The sequence below is a fragment of the Acetobacter indonesiensis genome, from assembly GCF_000963945.1.
Classification (GTDB): domain Bacteria; phylum Pseudomonadota; class Alphaproteobacteria; order Acetobacterales; family Acetobacteraceae; genus Acetobacter; species Acetobacter indonesiensis.
In genome coordinates this window covers 11,473-28,433 of the sequence record NZ_BAMW01000009.1, presented here as the reverse complement: position 1 = coordinate 28,433, position 16,961 = coordinate 11,473, and the positions used below count along the sequence as shown (strand labels likewise).

Genomic DNA, 16,961 nt, shown 5'->3' with positions numbered 1-16,961 from the left:
TGGGTTATGCCAGATAACGAAAACAACAGTGAGGCTATGTCAGATCATAATGCTGACACTCTGGATAATCTGGCGTCTGGAAATACAGGTGACGTATATCCGAAAGCACCTACTGCTTTCGAGATAGAATGCATAGAACGGGATGCACAAGCGACTGAATATTTCCGTAATCAAGGCGCGACGACGCTTGAACATGCCTTCACAGTAGCTAATATTCTTCACCGAAATCAGAAACCGTTTGAAGCGGCTTGTATTTATGGTCTGGCTTTCCGTATTCATTCAAAAAACCAGGGTGAATATCCACTGCCGCAGGCATTGATGCAGGTCAGACTGCTCTGCTTCCTGAAGGCGGGCAAGGAATTGCCGGAACATGATCTGCAAACGCTGGCGGCCCTGTGTCGTCCGTATGCAAACTATATCGAAAGTATTCGCGCCGCTTGGCGTGGAGGCGATAGCCGTCAGGCGCTTATTCATATGGGAAATGCTTTTGAAGAGTTTGTGAGTGGTGAGGAAATAGACTGGCTGTATTTGGAAATAGCCCGGAAAATTCATCCCAGCCTTTTCAATTCTGATATACTAAAGAGTGCAGGTGAAAAGCGTATTCCCCAAAAACTATTCATGTATTGGGACAAGAATCCACCTGAAGAGGTTATTGAAAATCTTTATTTCCATCAAGGTATTCCTGATATGGAAATTAAATTTTTCAATAAGGAAGATGCGGTAGAATTTCTTTATCAATATTATGGAACTGAAGCCCGAGAACTCTTTCTGTCCATGCGGAGCTCTGCAGAAGCCGCAGATTTTCTACGTGTGCATGTTACCAATCTTTACGGTGGGTGGTGGCTCAATGCAGATGCCCGCATTGAAAATGAAGATGCTTTGAATTTCATGCTCGGGCAACAAGACGATGTGGTGCTGTTTTTAAATAAAAATCATGTTGTTCATAATGGTTTTTATGGAACGCTTGCGAACAGTGTCTTCATGGGAGAGTGTCTACGCAGCCTCTACACTAATAGCTACAAGCATAGATATCTCTATAGACCTTATAAAACAGGTCCGGGTATCTTCAACCGTGCCCTCTCAAGAATTGCTTTCCGCGCCCTTCAGGGTATTAACGACGGCGAGCGGATAAAGCTATACGACCAAGAAAAATTTGATGAAATTATAAAAAAGTCTTCGTAGTTCATTGCTGTATAAATATGTCGTATCAGTTTTATCGGCGCGTATATTGATATTTACAAACAGCCTTTATGGTAAGGGTATTAACCAGAAAGGCTGTTAAGTTGAAAATGTGAACAGATTCGCGAGAGTTATTCCTCAATTTAATGGTGCATAACCTGCTGGTTATGGCATGCTGATTGTTCCTGAATTGTGTAATAGATATGTGTGTTGTGGCATGAAAAGCTTGCATCTGGGGAAAGCGTTTCTGCTGGTCTGCTGTCTTGCCGGAGCAGTTCGTGCTGAAGACGCGCAGGTGGCAGAAGAAGGGACATGGTCCGTTACCCGTTCTGATAATAAGGACGGGGGTAGCTTCTGTCAGGTTGAAGGGCAGTTCAGTGATGGGCGTACGTTCGCGTTTTTGACAAGCGAGCAGACGTATCCAAGTCATACCTTGCTGATTACTGAAAAAGAATGGCCCGATATGACGGGGCAAATCATGCCCCTTCTTTTTCAAAGTGCCAAAGATAAAAAATGGCAGCAGACATATAATGCGTTTGGAGCCAATAATTCGCTTTCTATCACTTTGACGCTGGATGATCTGAAAATTCTGTTTTCCGGCATAAGCCATAGTGGTTGGTTGATACTCGCGTTTCCATCCGGGTCTGAAGAAGAATGGGTGATGGATATGGGTGGCTTTGCCAAAAGCGTGGCAAAATTCAAAAACTGCGTTTCAGAAATGACAGAAACCGAAAACGCTTTTTAACAAAGACTACTTAAACAGAAGCCTGTTTGAGGATCTGCTCTACAGTCTCAATCAGTGCACGGGCGCTGGCTTGGTCTCGCGTTGGGGCGGGCAGGCGTGGGCCTGCTTTGACGCGGTAGCGCATCGGCAGCGGTGGCATGCGTAGAAAAGGCCAGCCTTGCGACAGATAAGGCGAGTTCGTTTCAATCAATAAAGGTTGCACGTCAGCATTAAGGCGTTGGGCAATAGCCGCGAAACCCGGCTGGAATGCACCGGCTTCTGCGCCCGCGCGTGATCGTGTCCCTTCTGGAAACAGCAGAAGCTGCCCGGCTTCTTCCAGACTTTGGCTGGCAGGGCCAATCAGCCGGAGCAAGGTGTCATGGCGCGGATACCCGGCCGTACGCAGGGTGCTGCCTAAGGTTGATCGCTCCCAGATTGAGGCTTTGGTAACACACGTCATGTGGGGAAGAGCCGACGCCAGAATAAGACTATCCAGCCGGGACGGATGGTTGGCGACCAGCACAATATTGCTGACGGTGCGCAAAGACTTCAGTGCGGACAAATCACAATCCACCATACCCGCCGCTTGCAGGTAACGAATGGCAAGCCGCGCGATGGTGTGTAGCCACGCACGGCCCAACCGGCGTCGGTGCGCACTATCGCGCATCATGCTGCGGAGCACCCATGACCCGGCATCCAGTGCCAGAAAAATAACGGCGATAACCAGCAGGGAGCCATAAAAGCGCAGGCAGGCACTGATAGCGGAAAAGCGGAGCATGATAATGAAGGGCTTTCTACGGCAGGGCGCAGGGAGGCTTCTGCATACTGGGCCTTTTAGTTTGCCGCCAGCGGAAAATGGCAGGCCACGTCGTGCCCGGATCGGACAGGTTGTAATGTGGGTTCCTCAGTCCGGCACCGGTCCTCCACGGCGGGGCAGCGTGTATGAAAACGGCACCCTGATGGACGGGCGACAGGGCTGGGAATATCACCGCGTAATGGCGGGTGACGCAACGCCCCAACTTCCGGTCGGGGGACGGCCTGTGTCAGCGCGGCGGTGTAAGGGTGCGCAGGATGATGCAGAACATCATCGGTTTCGCCAATTTCCACAATGGCGCCCAGATACATGACAGCAACGCGGGTTGAAATCTGACGCACGACGGCCAGATCATGCGCCACAAAAACATAGGTCAGGCCAAGCTGCGCCTGTAGGTCTGCAAACAGGTTTACAATTTGCGCCTGCACAGACACATCCAGTGCTGAAACAGGTTCATCCGCCACGACCAGACGGGGGGACAGCGCCAGAGCACGGGCAATGTTGATACGCTGGCGCTGACCACCAGAGAATTCGTGTGGATAGCGGTCAAGCGCTGTGACAGGCAGACTGACCAGTTCCATCAGATCATGCAGCCGGCCGGTTATGACTGCCGGTGTGCGTTTGCGTCCATCCGGGCCGGGATGCACTTTAAGCGGCTCGGCCAGCAGATCTCCAATCCGGCGGCGAGGATTGAGCGATGCGTAGGAATCCTGAAACACCATCTGCATCCGTTGGCGCAGGGGGCGCAACGCCCGTTCACTCAGACGGGTAATGTCCTGCCCTTCAAACAGAATCTGGCCGGATGTTGCGTCCGTCAGGCGCAGCAGGCAGCGACCAAGCGTGGATTTGCCACAGCCAGATTCCCCTACAAGCCCCAGAACCTCGCCCGGCATGACATCGAGGGAAATTCCATCAACGGCTTTCAGAGACTGGCCGCGTGGCAGATCATAGGTCTTGCTTAAGTCTCGGACGCTCAGCAGCGGTGCTGTTGCCGTGTCAGTCGGGCGCAGCATAGTTTTTGCGTTAGCGTGCCCTGATGGACCATGCGCGGTCTGCGCGACTGGATCAGCCGAAGACTGATCGGCCGGGGAGGAGGGGGAACCGGTCATGACTGTGCCTCGGGCGACGAGAACTGTGCGGGAGGCTGGGAGGATACGGGAGCAGTAACCACGGCCCCCTCTGTCAATCTGGGCGGAAGCGGTGTGCCCTCGGCAGGCAGAACACACGCGGCTGCTTGTGACGGGCCAACGGCAAAAAGCGCCGGGGGTGGCGCGGCCAGACAGGGTGTATGCACAAACTGGCAGCGTGGGCCAAAAGCACAGCCTGCTGGCCGGTGCAGCGGGGCAGGCGGAGCCCCCGCAATAGCGGGCAGACGGTCCGGGCGCGCACCATAGAGCGGTGGGATGGAGGCCAGAAGGGCAGTAGTATAAGGGTGTCCGGGGCGGGCAAAAACATCCGCAGTCGGGCCAGTTTCGGCCACCCTGCCGGAATACAGCACCAGTGTGGCGTCACACGTTTCTGCCACGACCCCCATATCATGCGTAATCAGCAAAACGGACGAACCATGAGACGTCCGTAAATTACGGATCAGATCAAGGATTTGCGCTTGTACCGTCACATCCAGCGCGGTTGTGGGTTCATCAGCAATCAGAAGCGCCGGGTTGCAGGACAGCGCCATGGCAATCATGGCGCGTTGGCGCAGCCCGCCAGAAAGCTGATGAGGGTAGCGGTCTGCCGTGCGGGCCGGGTCGGGCACACCCATTTCACCCAGAAGCTGAACGGTCCGTGCCCGCGCCTGCTTGCGGGAGAGTTTTTCATGAGCCCGGATCTGTTCATCAATCTGCCAGCCGATGGTGTAGACCGGGGTGAAGGCTGTCATCGGGTCTTGAAAAATCATGGCTATCTGCCGTCCGCGCAGGCGACGAAGCTGCTTTTGCGGCAAACCAACCAGTTCCTGCCCCCGGAACAGGGCTGATCCGGTTATGACAACGCCGGGGCTGTCAATCAGGCCCATCAGCGCCATGGCCGTCACGGATTTGCCAGACCCTGACTCTCCAACCAGCCCCAGAATTTCCTGCTCGGCCAGCGTGAAGGACACGTTTTCAACAATAGGGATCAGCCTGCCCCCAGACGGGAAGCTGACGCACAGATTGCGGACATCCAGCAACGGCAGGGCGGGGGAGGGCATGGTGTCAGCGTGCATCACGCACCCTTGGGTCAAGCAGCAGATAGACGCTATCCACCACAGCGTTGGCCAGAACCACAAACACGGCAGAATACATCACGGTAGCCATGATCAAGGGCAGATCAAGGTTGGTCAGGGCCTGATACGTCAAGCGGCCTACGCCGGGCAGGCCGAACACGACCTCGGTCAACAATGCGCCCCCGCCGACAAGCTGTGCAAAATCAAGCCCGAACAGAGACACAAACGTGACCAGAGACGTCCGCAGCCCATGCCGCAGCAGCACGCGTGTGGGTGACAGCCCTTTGGCACGGGCCGTGCGCATGAAGTCCTCGCCGGAAAGAGCGACCAGATCTGCCCGCAGCACCCGGCTGTAAATGCCAATGAACATGACCGCCAGCACCACCCACGGAATAACCAGCGCCTTGAACCACCCCCACGGGTTTTCGGTCAACGGCACGTATCCCAGCCCCGGCACCCAGGAAAACAGCCACGTATCATGGTAACGGCTTTGGGTAACCAGATTGGTGACCTGCCCCAGCCAGAACACCGGCATAGAAATACCCACCAGCCCCAGCATCATCAGGCTACGGTCTATCCATGTGCCTTTCAGGGCGGCGGCAACCGTGCCCATGGCAATTGACACCACAACCCAGATAACGGCGGCGCCACAGACTAGCGAAACCGTAACCGGGGCTGCGCGCGCAATTTCAGGCACAACCAGTTCACCCCGGTCAACGTAAGATGCCAGATCCTGTGTGATGAACAGTTTTTTCATCATGGTGGCGTATTGCACGGGCAGAGGGCGATCAAACCCGTATTCCTTCCGCACTTTTTCCATGGTCTGGGGCGATGCATTGCGCCCTGCAATGCGGGCGGTTGGGTCCGCACCCGGCGTGGCGAAAAAGACCATGAACACCAGTGCGGAAATGCCGAACAGCACAAATACTGTCTGCCCAAGGCGGCGCAGCAGGGCCGTGATCATGGCTGGTGCTCCATCATGCAGACCGCCGTGCGGCATCGCGCACATCCAGCGCATCGCGTAGTCCGTCACCCAGAATATTCAGGGCAAGCACCACAATCACAATGGCCAGACCAGGGGCGACTGCCACCATCGGGCGGGTGTAGATCAGTCCCTCCCCATCCTGAATAATGGTGCCCCATGATGCTGCCGGTGCCTGCACACCAATGGACAGGAACGACAGGGCGCTTTCTGCCAGCAGTGCAAGCGCCATCAACAGGGGGCCCAGCACAACCAGCGTTGTCATGACATTTGGCAGAATATCAAACAGCACAATGCGCCACCGCGGCACGCCCAGGCAGCGGGCCGCCGTAACAAATTCGGCCTGCCGCAATGCCAGCACCCGACCCCGAATGGGGCGGGCGGCATAAGGCACATACACCAGCGCAATAATCACAATCGGGATCAGCAGATTATCGGCTTCAATCACAAAGGGGCCAAGTTTCAGCCCCTGACTGACGGTCACGATAGAAAGGGAAATGGCGAACAGATAAACCGGAACCGCCCACATAATATCCATCAGGCGGGACAAAATGGTATCCACAAGGCCGCCAAAAAACCCTGCGGCAATGCCAGCACAGGCCGCCAGAATCAGACACAGCACCGCCGCAGAGGCCGAAATCAGCAGCGAGTTACGGCCACCGTAGAACAGCCGTGCTGCAACATCGCGCCCCTGACTGTCTGCCCCCAGCAGATAGGCGGCGTGGCCCGTAGGCCCAATGGGGCTAAGGCCCAGATGCAGCGGATTATCGTTCGGCTGCATGATATCTGCCTCATGCCCATCCAGCACGATGCTGCCGGCCACGTTGGATGTGAACGGGTCAACATGCGCAATGTCATGCGCATAAAACGGTGCGAACAGGCAAAGCAGCGTGACAAGCACAAGGGTTGCCAGCGCCACCATGGCGGCACGGTTACGGACCAGCGTGCGGCCAGCCTGCCGCCAAGGCCCCAAGGGGCGCGGTTGTGCGGCTACGTTTGCGCTGGCCACAGCACTGGCTGCACCGGACGAAGAAGGAGTATCAGCCGTCATTGGACCTGAAGCTGGGAGAGCAGAATATCATCATTGAGTGTTACGATGACGTTACGCGCGCGTTTTGACAACAGCGTAACCCGTTTGATCTGCACCAAAGGCACGGACGGAGCCTGCGCCATCAGCGCCCGATCAACGTCTGCCCATGCGTGATCACTGGCTGTTTTGTCTGTCAAAGCCAGTGTGGCGGCCTGATCCATTCTGGCATCAATGGCCGGATTACAGAATGCTGACATATTGAGCGAATTGTCCGAATGCGGGTGGATACTGCCGCACGCAAACAATGTCTGCAAAAAAGACGCTGCGGACGGATAATCTGCCTGCCAGCCGGTCAGGGCTATCTGAACGTGGTTGTCACTGTTCTGCACGTAAGGGAATTGCACCGTCTGCGTCATGCTACGGACCACGGCATTATAGCCTATGGCCGCCAGAGTGCTGCGCAGTTCCATGGCCATTGACCCGTAGCGTCCATCCAACGGGGCCACGATTGTTACTTTCTGCCCCGCAGTGCCACTTTCGTGCACCAGTTGACGCGCCGTTTCAAGGTCGGGTGCCTGCCATTTGGGAAGCGGATGGTCGGGGGATGCGCCTTTGGTATAGGCGCAGGATGGTTCATACCCCGGCGCGCCCTGCGGCAAGAGTTGACACGCCGGCAGTGCCACAGCGGAGCCGCCATGGTAAATGACCATCGCATGCCGGTTGACGGCATAATTAAGAGCCTGCCGCGCTTTCAGGTTATCAAAGGGCGGCAGGGTCGTGTTCAGTGCGGCGTAGTAATACAGCAGCAGCGTATAAAGCTGCACCTGCGACACATAACGGGACCCGACCTCCCCCAATCGGTCAAGCGGTACGTCTTCATACATCCAGTCATACTGACCATTTTCAATGGCCGTGACTTCAGATTCCGGTTCAAGCCCAAAGACCAGATGAATATGGTCTGCATAGCCCGCGGGCTGTGTGTCATGTGACCATTCACGAAAATACGGATTGCGCTCAAGCAGCAACTGTTGCGTGGGATCATAGGCCACGACCCGGTAAGGCCCGGTTCCGGGTGGGGCCGTATTCCCCATGTCATGCGGTGGGGTCGCGGCAGGCACGATGGCCGAATGGCCCCATGCCAGACGCTCCAGAAATTCCGGGTCGGGCGATGTCAGATGAAACGTAATGCTGCGGGTGGTGGCATTCGTTTCTATGCCACCAGAGAGCGTGCAGTGTACCGGGTCTTTCAGGCAGGCATCCGCGCCAATAATATGGCTATAATACGGGCCAGCCGTCGGGCTGCCAACTTTGAAAAGCCTGCGGAAAGAGGCTGCGACATCCTCGACCGTCAGCTCCTGCCCGTTGGAAAAATAAATGCCGGGGCGCAGGGTGAAACGATATGTCAGGCCACCGTCTTCAGGGTGTGGAACCTGCTCAACCAGATTAGCGGCAACGGGCTGCACGCCGGGGCCAGAAAACTTCGGGTAAGTCAGCAACGTGTCATAAACTGGCGTTTCGATCTGTTTGGTGAGCGAGATATACGCCACCTGTGGGTCAAGCGTGCCGCCAGAGCTTTGTGCTGTCAGGTTGAGCGTGCCACCCCTGTGCGTGGCTACCTGCATAGGTTGTTCGCCGATGGGGGCAGCCAGTGCGACAGTTTGAAAAACAGATAGCCCCAGCAGGTAAGCGCCCGCAAAAGCAGTCTTCAGGGCTGCGTGGAAGAGCGTGTGGTTTACAATCTGCATATGTCAGTCAGGACAATGCTGTTTTACCTGCCGCAGCCAGTGCCGTGTCAGCCTGCGGGGTATGAATGCGGGCGCACAGTACGTTGCGCAAATGCCGTTCAAGGGCGTTGTCACGGCTAAGGGCCGGGTTGCCAATCGCCGCGACGCCTTTCTGCACGCTGGTAATGGCGTTTTCTGATACGCAATATTTTGTCAGGTTGGCTTCCGTCGGGTTTGTCTTGCCTTTTGCATAACGGGTGAGCCAGTCAGCCAGCAACGCCCGGTTTGAAAGCAGCAACGCGTCAATTTCGCCCAGAAGCGTATGAAAACGAGGCAGGGTGGACAGCGATGCACCCAGATTGGCTGGAACCCGCTGGTGCAGAAACCCAATCAGCCAGTCACGGGCCGAATGTGCCACACCGTTATACAAGGCCGCAATCAGAATGGCATGCCACATAATGACATCCTGCCCTTCGCCGCGCCATGCGTCCGGTGAGCGGAGGTCTACCAGAAAATCTTCTGGCAGAAGGACATTCTTGAAATGAACAGTGTGGCTGCCTGTGGCACGCATACCAAGCTGGTTCCAGCTTCGTTCAATACGCACCCCCGGTGCATCCATGGGCACCAGAACCTGCCCCGTGCGGGGGGTGTCTTCTGCTGTGGCAGCCCAGACCAGCCCCCACCGTAAGGCGGTTGAGCCTGTTGAATAGATTTTGCATCCATTCAGAACCCATTGCCCATTTTCATAATGCACCCGCGTTGCGGGCAGTCCCCCACGGGACGGCGTGCCCAGTTCAGGTTCCACGCGGAGGGCATTAATCAGGGCACCGTCCTGCACCGCGCTGTCTGATACCAGTTTGCGTGTTGCTTCCGGCCAGTGGCGCGAGTCCGCTATACTTTTATGGTGCAGGCATTGCATGGCCAGAATAAGCGTAGTGGAAGGGTCTCCCTGCGCCAGTGTCTGAATAAGCGGCACAATATCCTGCAACATTTTGCCGCCCCCGCCGTACTGCGGAGAAACCGTCAGCGCCAGCAGGCCCGCATTGCGCAGATCGGCCAGATTATCAAGGGCGATGTCACCAGACAGATCATACGCCGCAGCCCGATCAGAAAAACGGCTGACAAGGTCAGGCAGTATTTCAGAAAAATCTGGCATGATCATTCCTCCGGTATCAGATGCGTGCGTAACGCCCCTGATAATCAGTCCGCTTTTTTCATGATGGTCGCCAGATGGGCGGCCATGTCTTGCGTGCTCTGGTTTGCATCAACGGTGCCACGGTAGCGGGTGTTGGGGTCCATGATGACAAAACGGGGTGACATCTTCATGGTGTAAGTCCATTCAGGGTCATCCACTTTTTCAATGGGTGCGTGATATTCTTTGGCCAGATCAACCAGAGAAAGCGGGGCTGCAGTGCCTGCGACCACACGCGGCCCAATGGCGGCCCCATATTCACGCAGATGGTCAGCATCATCCCGGTCAGGGTCAAGGCTGATGAAAATAATCACAGCGTTGCGCTTTGACGGATCAACCTGATCAAGTGCGGCTGACATATTGCGCAGGGCCGGTTCACACGCATCCTGCGCGCAGTGGGTTGCCCCGAATAGAACCACCATCCAGCGGCCATGAAAGGTCTGGTCTGTCATGGTGCCGGTTGTGGCGTCCATCAGGCGGAAGGAGCCACCGACTTCGTTCCCGTAACTGCTTAGTGTTGGGCCATGATGCATGGCGTATTGGGCGGCCATGTACCCTGCACCGCCTGCAACGGCCAGAATAGCCGCGCTAACCAGAGCAACATTTTTTGTTGAAGGGGTCATTGTCTCAGTGTGCCTCTGCCCAGTTGTGGCCTATGCCGGTTTCCACCACCAGCGGAACGGAAAGTGTTGCGGCGGCTTCCATAATGGTACGGGCCAAAGCGGCTACCGCCTCGGCTTCGGCTTCGGGGGCTTCAAACAGCAGTTCGTCATGCACCTGTAGCAGCATGCGGGCTGAAAAACCGGCTTCTTTCAACGCATGAGGCAACCGCACCATGGCCCGTTTGATGATATCTGCCGCACCGCCCTGCAAGGGCGCATTAATGGCTTGCCGTTCCGCATACTGCCTGCGTACAGCGCTTTTTTCCTGAATACCGGGCACATAGCAGCGGCGGCCAAATGGGGTTAGCACATAGCCCAGCGTGCGTGCTTGTTCGCGCATGCGTTCCATATAGTCACGAATACCCGGATACCGTGCAAAATACGCATCAATATAAGATCGCGCTTCCCCTGCGGGAATACCAAGCTGCCGCCCCAGCCCGAAAGCTGAAATGCCATAGATAATCCCGAAATTGATAGCTTTGGCGCGGCGACGGGTCAGCGCATCCATGCCTTCCAACGGCACACCGAACACTTCGGACGCTGTGCGGGCGTGAATATCCTGCCCCAGTTCAAAAGCTTCACGCAGGGCTGGAATATTTGCCACATCGGCCAGCAGACGCAGTTCAATCTGCGAATAATCAGCCGAGATCAGCTTGTACCCCTTGGGCGCGATAAAGGCGCGGCGAATACGGCCGCCTTCTTCCGTGCGGATGGGAATATTCTGCAAATTGGGTTCGTTGGAAGACAACCGGCCGGTGGTCGTAATTGCCATCTGGAACGAGGTATGCACCCGGTCTTCCGTGGTGGTCTGGCGCAGCAGCGCATCCGTGTAGGTGCTTTTCAGCTTGGCCAACTGCCGCCAGGACAGCACGCGCGCTGGCAGGTCATGCCCTTGGTCAGCCAGGTCCTGCAACACCGAGGAATCTGTGCTCCATGCCCCGGCCTTGCCACGCTTGCCGCCTTTCAGGCCCATTTCATCAAACAGGATTTCACCAAGCTGGCGGGGGGACGCGACATTGAACTCCCGCCCTGCGGCCTCATGAATTTCTTTTTCCATAACGGCCATGCGTGTGGCAAAATCTTCTGACAAACGGCCAAGTTCTGCACGGTCAACCGCTATCCCGGCTTTTTCCATTGCTGCCAGAACAGGCGAAAGTGGCCGCTCAATCTGTTCATACAGGGCCAATGCCTGATTGGTGCGCAGGGTAGGGTGCAGCACATGCCACAGGCGCAGGGTAACGTCAGCATCTTCTGCCGCGTATTCCGTAGCCCGACCAACCGGCACCTGCGTAAACGGAATACGGTTACGCCCTGTGCCGGTCACGCTGTCATAGCTGATGGGTGTGTGGCCCAGATGCAGTGTCGAGAGTTCGTCCATGCCCTGCCCATGCAACCCGGCAGACTGCGCGTAGGAGATCAGCATGGTGTCATCAACAGGGGCAATGCTGGCAAAATCAAGCCCTGCGCGGTCAAACACCAGAAGGTCAAACTTGGCGTTCTGGAAGATTTTCAGCACGCTGGCATCTGTCAGCAGCGGCCGGATCAGATTGATAGCGGCGTCTGCCGTCAGTTGCTCGCCTGCCGGTTCTTCCAGCGTGCCTTCATGGCGCAGCGGCACATAGCAGGCTTTGCCGGGGGCCGTTGCCAGAGACAGGCCAACCATATTGGCATGCAGCGGGTCCAGTCCGTCTGTTTCCGTATCAACCGCGCACAGTCCGGCTTCCTGCGCCATGCTGACCCATTTTTGCAGGGCTTCGGCCGTGCGCACGGTTTCGTAGGGGCCATAGGCTGCCGCTGTTGCAGCGGTTACCGCTTCGCTTTGTGCCGGTGTGGCTGTGGGCGCGGCACTTTCTGTGCCGCCACCGTTGACCGAAGCATGGGCTGCGGCCCGCGCAGCACGGTGCGCGTGTGCGCCAGACGGATGCCCAACGCCCAGACGTGTCAGAACAGAGCGGAAGCCCATATCTTCCAGCCAGTCTGCCAGAACAACCTTGTCCATCTCGCGCACGGCCAGGTCATCAATCGGCAGGGGCAGGGGTACGTCACACGCCAGCTCAACCAGCTTGCGCGAAATGCGCGCAGCGTCGGCATGTTCAATCAGCATGTCGCGCCGCTTTGACTTTTTCATTTCAGGCGCTGCGGCCAGAACGGCTTCTAATGTGCCAAATTCATTGACCAGAGCCGACGCCGTTTTTGGTCCGATACCCGGCACCCCCGGCACGTTGTCTGTCGGGTCACCCATCAGGGCCTGCACGTCTATCACCTTGTCTGGTGTGACGCCAAATTTGGCCTCGACTTCTGGCACGCCAATGGCGGTCTGCTTTATGGGTTCAAGCATGCACACGCCGGGGCCGACAAGCTGCATCAGGTCTTTGTCAGAAGACACAATGGTGCAGGTGCCCCCTATCTGCCGCACTGCTGTTGCGTAAGACGCGATCAGGTCATCTGCTTCCCAGCCCTGCAATTCAATACCGGGCACGTTGAAGGCCTTGGTGGCATCGCGGATGAGCGCAAATTGCGGGCGCAGGTCTTCTGGTGGTTCTGGCCGGTGGGCTTTGTATTGCGGGTAGATGTCTGACCGAAACGTCTGCCGCCCTGCGTCAAAGACCACAGCCAGATGCGTGCCCACATGCTCCCGCAGCAGGCGGGCCAGCATGTTGGTGAAGCCATACACGGCATTAACCGGCACACCGTTGGGGCTGGTCATGGGGGGCAGGGCATGGAAGGCACGGAAAATGAATCCGCTGCCATCGACCAATACCAGATGAGGAGCGTCAGATTGGGTCATGGCGGGGGCTCAGACTAGGGCGCAGGGATGAAAAAGCATGGTTTTGGGATATGCGCCCTTGCGCCATCTGTCCAGCGTGAGGGGGGCAGGTTGGTGGCGTCAACGCCAGCCGCACCTTAGCAACCGTGCGGCTTACAGACGTGTTTGGTTGGTTTGTGAATAAGATATACGCATAAATTACCGCAGATTTCCTGCCCTTTTAACTGTATTCACAGAAATATAAACAGAGACGTGATGCTACTGCGCCCAAGTGCCCTGTGTAGCCTGCTTCTGAACAGGGGGAAGAAATTATGGCAGATAAAAAACGGATGAGAAGTAGATATAATAACAGAATTTTCAAAACATCTTCTGTTATTCAGACCGATGCTTCTGTCACAAAAACTGTTTTGGCGCGTGCTGTCCTGACTGTTTCCGCCCTGACGGCGTGGGGAAGCACAGCAGTAGCAGGCCAGACCACTCTGGCGCAGAACAGACCCACCGTGTCCTTGCATCCCGCCACCGAGCATCCGGCCGATACGCAGCCGGGTGCCACGCAGAATGATGATTTTTCTTTCAGCAAATTATTTGACGGGCAGAGAACACTTGGCACCAGCGGGTTAAGCTCGCTTGAAGGATCAAGCGGCGGCGGGATTGCAAGCTGGGCCACCATTGGCGGCTATGGCAGCAAAAAAGCAATGGGTCTGGCGGTGCATTATAGCTACGTGAATGTCACCAATTATACCGACCAGAATTTCGGGGCCTTGATGGGCTTTTATGACCGGGTTGAACTGTCATATTCGCATAATTTCTTCCAGACTGGCGGCACGGGGGCCAAGCTGGGGATTGGCCGTGGCTATCAGTTTGATCTGGATACAGGGGGGATTAAGGTCCGGCTGCTGGGGCATGTGCTCGACAAAACCCTGATGCCGCAGATTGCCGTGGGCGCCATGTATAAACATGACGGTGATTCAAAGGTCATTCACGCCGTCGGGTCCAAACATACAGACGGTGCAGATGTTTACATTGCCATGACCAAGCTTTTTCCCAAAATTGGGCTGCTGGTTGATACCACCATGCGTCTGACAAAAGGAAACCAATGGGGTATTCTGGGTTTTGGTGGCGACCGGAACGATAACTACTACCCTCAGTTCGAGGGGTCTTTAGGGTATCTACCGTCTTTTATTCCGGGGCTGGTTATCGGGGTTGAGTATCGCACCAAGCCGCGCAACCAGAATTTCACCCCCGAAAGTAACTGGTTTGACGTGTATGCCAGCTATTTTGTGAATAAACACCTGAACATAACGGCGGCTTATGTGTCGTTAGGCACTATTGCCACCTACCGCACCCAGACCGGCGCTTACGTATCGCTCCAGACTGGGTTTTAAGTCGCGACTATGCGGGCGGTATAACCCGATAAGGCAGCAGGACAGAAAGAGGCCGCCCGGCCAAAAATCAGGGTGATTTCTGTTCGATGGTGCCAATGACCAAACCCGGGGTCAGAATTTGCGGCAGCACAGTATCTGGCCCATGGGCCGGGCTGTAGATGTAAAAGGGCACACCATCCCGGCCATGTGCTTTCAGAAACGCGCTGATGGCGGGGTCATGGTTGGTCCAGTCACCCCGCAGGGTTGTAATGCCCTGTGCCGCAAACGCAGCCTGCGTGCTGGGCACGTCAAGTGCTACGCGTTCATTCACCAGACAGGTAATGCACCAGGCTGCGGTCATATCCACAAAAACGGGTTTACCCGCAGCTTTCAGTTCCTTGAAGCGGGCTTCTGTAAAGGGTTCTACTCCCTTGGGCAGGCCAGAAGCTGACGACGCAGCCTGTCCAGTGGCCGGGTGACGCAGGGCAGGCAGCAGAGCCAGTGCCGCCAGTAACCCCATAAGGGCGAGGCCATGCAGGGCAGCGTTGGTCCGCGTATGGCCCTGTTGAATAAGCCGGGCCTGAGCAACCCCGTACAGCCATGCGGCAAAGCCCAGAAGAACCAGCCCCGTGGCCAGCAACAGAACAACCGACGCGCCCCCTTCAAGCGAGGCCACCCATAGCAGCCACACGCATGACCCAAGCAGCGGAAAAGCCAGAAACTGGCGCAGATACTGCATCCATGGGCCGGGGCGCGGCATACGGGCCGCCAGTCCGGGCACCGTGGTCAACAGCAGATAGGGCGCAGCCAGCCCTAGCCCCATTGCCGCAAAAACAGACAGCCCCGCCACAGGCGGCCCTGACAAAGCCCCCGCAATGGCAACCCCCATGAAGGGAGCGGTGCAGGGCGTGGCCACCACAACGGCTAAAATACCTGTCAGCACATCATGCAGGTGCCCATGCCGGGGCGTGGCTAATCCCCCGACTGAAACGGGCAGAAATTCAAAAACACCTAGCAGGTTCAGTGCCATGGCGAACAGAAGCCATGTTATGGCCGTGACAAATAACGGTGACTGAAACTGAAAGCCCCAGCCCTCTGCTGCTCCGGCCACGCGCAGGGCCATCATAATACCGCCCAGCGCAAGGAACGTCACCATAACACCCAGCGCATAACACCCGGCGCTTGTTATCTGCGTGCGGCGTTCAGCCTTGCCTAGTTTGGCAACAGACAGCGCCTTCATGGCTAGAATGGGGAACACGCAGGGCATCAGGTTCAAAATCAGGCCGCCCAGAAAGGCGAAGGCAACCTGCTGTAGGAACCCCACAGTCTGCAAACCGCTGGTGCCAGCAGAAGCGGAGGGAGCCGGGCCAGCAATGGCCGCAGCCGTCTGCGTCAGGGCGTGCTCGCTCCCTGCGGCATCTTTCAGCACCACAATGCCAGACAGGGGCTGTGATGCGGCAAAGTCAGGCAGACGCTTCAGATGAAAAAGAATGCTGCCATCGTCAATCTGTTCGTTCTGGGCCGCGGCCTGATCAATCAGCCCCGGCTTGTCAGGCATGAACCACGCTTCCTTCACGGCGCGTGGGGAAAGATCCTGCCCGGTCAGACGCAATGTGCCGTCAGGGGAAATACTGGCCTGATAAGGTGACGGCACGGGCGTTGCCTGTGCAGCCCGTGCAAACAGCGGCGCCTGTGCTGATGGCGTTGCAGCGCCTGTGGGTAACGTAAGGGTCAGGTCAGCTTCTTCTGGCACGCACACACTGGCGCAAACCAGCCAGCTTGCATGCGCTTTCAGCGTCGTGTCCGGGGTCTTTGCGTCGGAGACCTGTTGCAAGGGCAAGGTCAGTGGCAGCACGACATCGCCTGTGTAAGCATAGGACATCAGCGACGCATCCCGAATGCGCTGCGGTGTCGGCCAGTCAATATGGTCGGTTTTTCCGGTCAGGTGGCCATCGGCGGTAAGGGCTACAGCCGTAGCTTCCCCAGCATCACCGGGGTTTTGCCAGTATGTGTGCCAACCCGGCTGAAGCTTCAGCCGGAGGGCAACATGCAGGGGCGTTGTGCCGTCAGTTGTGTCCGTGTCTGTTATCAGGGTCGCAACGCTATGCTCGGTGCTGACGGCAGCACTTTCACTGGCCTGGGCGGGGTGAGAGAGAGCGAACACGCCCCCCACACCGGCGCACAGTGCGGCCAGAGCAAAAGCACGAAGGCTCCAGAAAGAACGCAGAACAGTGCGGTCGAGGCTTCGTACCCCAGTGCTGGGTGCAGAATGGTCAGAACAGGGCAAAGCATGGAAGCGCATGCACAAACTTTCGCTTGG

At 56.7% G+C, this 16,961-nt stretch carries 13 protein-coding genes; 3 read left to right on the top strand and 10 right to left on the bottom strand.

Going from position 1 to position 16,961, the window contains the following annotated elements; translation table 11 throughout:
* Positions 1-6: 6 nt before the first annotated feature.
* Together Abin_RS04075 and Abin_RS04070 are read left to right on the top strand one after the other, a co-directional pair.
* Entirely contained in the window at positions 7-1,182 is a 1,176-nt protein-coding gene (locus tag Abin_RS04075; protein ID WP_048845088.1) for a glycosyltransferase family 32 protein, read from the top strand.
* 214 nt (positions 1,183-1,396) lie between these two features.
* Positions 1,397-1,924 carry a hypothetical protein gene (locus Abin_RS04070; RefSeq protein WP_048845087.1) on the top strand — a complete coding sequence of 176 codons (528 nt, stop codon included), beginning with the start codon at positions 1,397-1,399 and terminating at the stop codon, positions 1,922-1,924.
* Positions 1,925-1,934: 10 nt separating this feature from the next.
* On the opposite strand, the gene Abin_RS04065 is transcribed toward Abin_RS04070, so the two are convergent.
* From Abin_RS04065 to polA, 9 genes are all read right to left on the bottom strand, one after another.
* Complete coding sequence (locus Abin_RS04065; RefSeq protein WP_048845086.1) at positions 1,935-2,681, bottom strand: lysophospholipid acyltransferase family protein; 747 nt, start codon at positions 2,679-2,681, stop codon at positions 1,935-1,937.
* 56 nt (positions 2,682-2,737) lie between these two features.
* Positions 2,738-3,730, bottom strand: a complete 993-nt coding sequence (locus Abin_RS04060; RefSeq protein WP_048845085.1) for an ABC transporter ATP-binding protein — start codon at positions 3,728-3,730, stop codon at positions 2,738-2,740.
* Between the two features lie 92 nt (positions 3,731-3,822).
* Entirely contained in the window at positions 3,823-4,905 is a 1,083-nt protein-coding gene (locus Abin_RS04055) for an ABC transporter ATP-binding protein (protein WP_084593458.1), read from the bottom strand.
* 4 nt (positions 4,906-4,909) lie between these two features.
* A complete protein-coding gene (locus Abin_RS04050; RefSeq protein WP_048845124.1) occupies positions 4,910-5,884 on the bottom strand; it encodes an ABC transporter permease in 975 nt (324 codons plus the stop codon).
* Between the two features lie 13 nt (positions 5,885-5,897).
* On the bottom strand, positions 5,898-6,824 hold the full coding sequence (locus Abin_RS04045) for an ABC transporter permease (RefSeq protein WP_237595191.1): 927 nt from the start codon (positions 6,822-6,824) through the stop codon (positions 5,898-5,900).
* A gap of 125 nt (positions 6,825-6,949) precedes the next feature.
* Positions 6,950-8,677: an ABC transporter substrate-binding protein gene (locus Abin_RS04040; protein ID WP_255319352.1), complete on the bottom strand. Its 1,728-nt coding sequence runs from the start codon at positions 8,675-8,677 to the stop codon at positions 6,950-6,952.
* Between the two features lie 7 nt (positions 8,678-8,684).
* On the bottom strand, positions 8,685-9,812 hold the full coding sequence (locus tag Abin_RS04035) for an acyl-CoA dehydrogenase family protein (protein ID WP_084593457.1): 1,128 nt from the start codon (positions 9,810-9,812) through the stop codon (positions 8,685-8,687).
* Positions 9,813-9,856: 44 nt separating this feature from the next.
* Entirely contained in the window at positions 9,857-10,471 is a 615-nt protein-coding gene (locus Abin_RS04030; protein ID WP_048845083.1) for an SCO family protein, read from the bottom strand.
* 4 nt (positions 10,472-10,475) lie between these two features.
* Positions 10,476-13,298, bottom strand: coding sequence for a DNA polymerase I (polA, locus tag Abin_RS04025; protein ID WP_048845082.1), 2,823 nt, complete (start codon positions 13,296-13,298; stop codon positions 10,476-10,478).
* Positions 13,299-13,588: 290 nt separating this feature from the next.
* Here polA and Abin_RS04020 point away from each other — a divergent pair, with 290 nt between their 5' ends.
* Positions 13,589-14,662 carry a DUF3034 family protein gene (locus Abin_RS04020; protein WP_255319351.1) on the top strand — a complete coding sequence of 358 codons (1,074 nt, stop codon included), beginning with the start codon at positions 13,589-13,591 and terminating at the stop codon, positions 14,660-14,662.
* A 67-nt stretch (positions 14,663-14,729) separates the two neighbouring features.
* On the opposite strand, the gene Abin_RS04015 is transcribed toward Abin_RS04020, so the two are convergent.
* Positions 14,730-16,943 (bottom strand): protein-disulfide reductase DsbD family protein, encoded by a 2,214-nt coding sequence (locus Abin_RS04015; protein WP_084593448.1) that lies wholly within the window; start codon positions 16,941-16,943, stop codon positions 14,730-14,732.
* Positions 16,944-16,961 lie beyond the last annotated feature (18 nt).

What these genes read in the sequence shown, in the direction of transcription:
- Abin_RS04075 (WP_048845088.1), top strand. Translation starts at nt 7, where the DNA reads ATGCCAGATAACGAAAACAACAGTGAGGCTATGTCAGATCATAATGCT.
- Abin_RS04070 (WP_048845087.1), top strand. Translation starts at nt 1,397, where the DNA reads ATGAAAAGCTTGCATCTGGGGAAAGCGTTTCTGCTGGTCTGCTGTCTT.
- Abin_RS04065 (WP_048845086.1), bottom strand. Translation starts at nt 2,681, where the DNA reads ATGCTCCGCTTTTCCGCTATCAGTGCCTGCCTGCGCTTTTATGGCTCC.
- Abin_RS04060 (WP_048845085.1), bottom strand. Translation starts at nt 3,730, where the DNA reads ATGCTGCGCCCGACTGACACGGCAACAGCACCGCTGCTGAGCGTCCGA.
- Abin_RS04055 (WP_084593458.1), bottom strand. Translation starts at nt 4,905, where the DNA reads ATGCCCTCCCCCGCCCTGCCGTTGCTGGATGTCCGCAATCTGTGCGTC.
- Abin_RS04050 (WP_048845124.1), bottom strand. Translation starts at nt 5,884, where the DNA reads ATGATCACGGCCCTGCTGCGCCGCCTTGGGCAGACAGTATTTGTGCTG.
- Abin_RS04045 (WP_237595191.1), bottom strand. Translation starts at nt 6,824, where the DNA reads ATGGTGGCGCTGGCAACCCTTGTGCTTGTCACGCTGCTTTGCCTGTTC.
- Abin_RS04040 (WP_255319352.1), bottom strand. Translation starts at nt 8,677, where the DNA reads ATGCAGATTGTAAACCACACGCTCTTCCACGCAGCCCTGAAGACTGCT.
- Abin_RS04035 (WP_084593457.1), bottom strand. Translation starts at nt 9,812, where the DNA reads ATGCCAGATTTTTCTGAAATACTGCCTGACCTTGTCAGCCGTTTTTCT.
- Abin_RS04030 (WP_048845083.1), bottom strand. Translation starts at nt 10,471, where the DNA reads ATGACCCCTTCAACAAAAAATGTTGCTCTGGTTAGCGCGGCTATTCTG.
- polA (WP_048845082.1), bottom strand. Translation starts at nt 13,298, where the DNA reads ATGACCCAATCTGACGCTCCTCATCTGGTATTGGTCGATGGCAGCGGA.
- Abin_RS04020 (WP_255319351.1), top strand. Translation starts at nt 13,589, where the DNA reads ATGGCAGATAAAAAACGGATGAGAAGTAGATATAATAACAGAATTTTC.
- Abin_RS04015 (WP_084593448.1), bottom strand. Translation starts at nt 16,943, where the DNA reads ATGCGCTTCCATGCTTTGCCCTGTTCTGACCATTCTGCACCCAGCACT.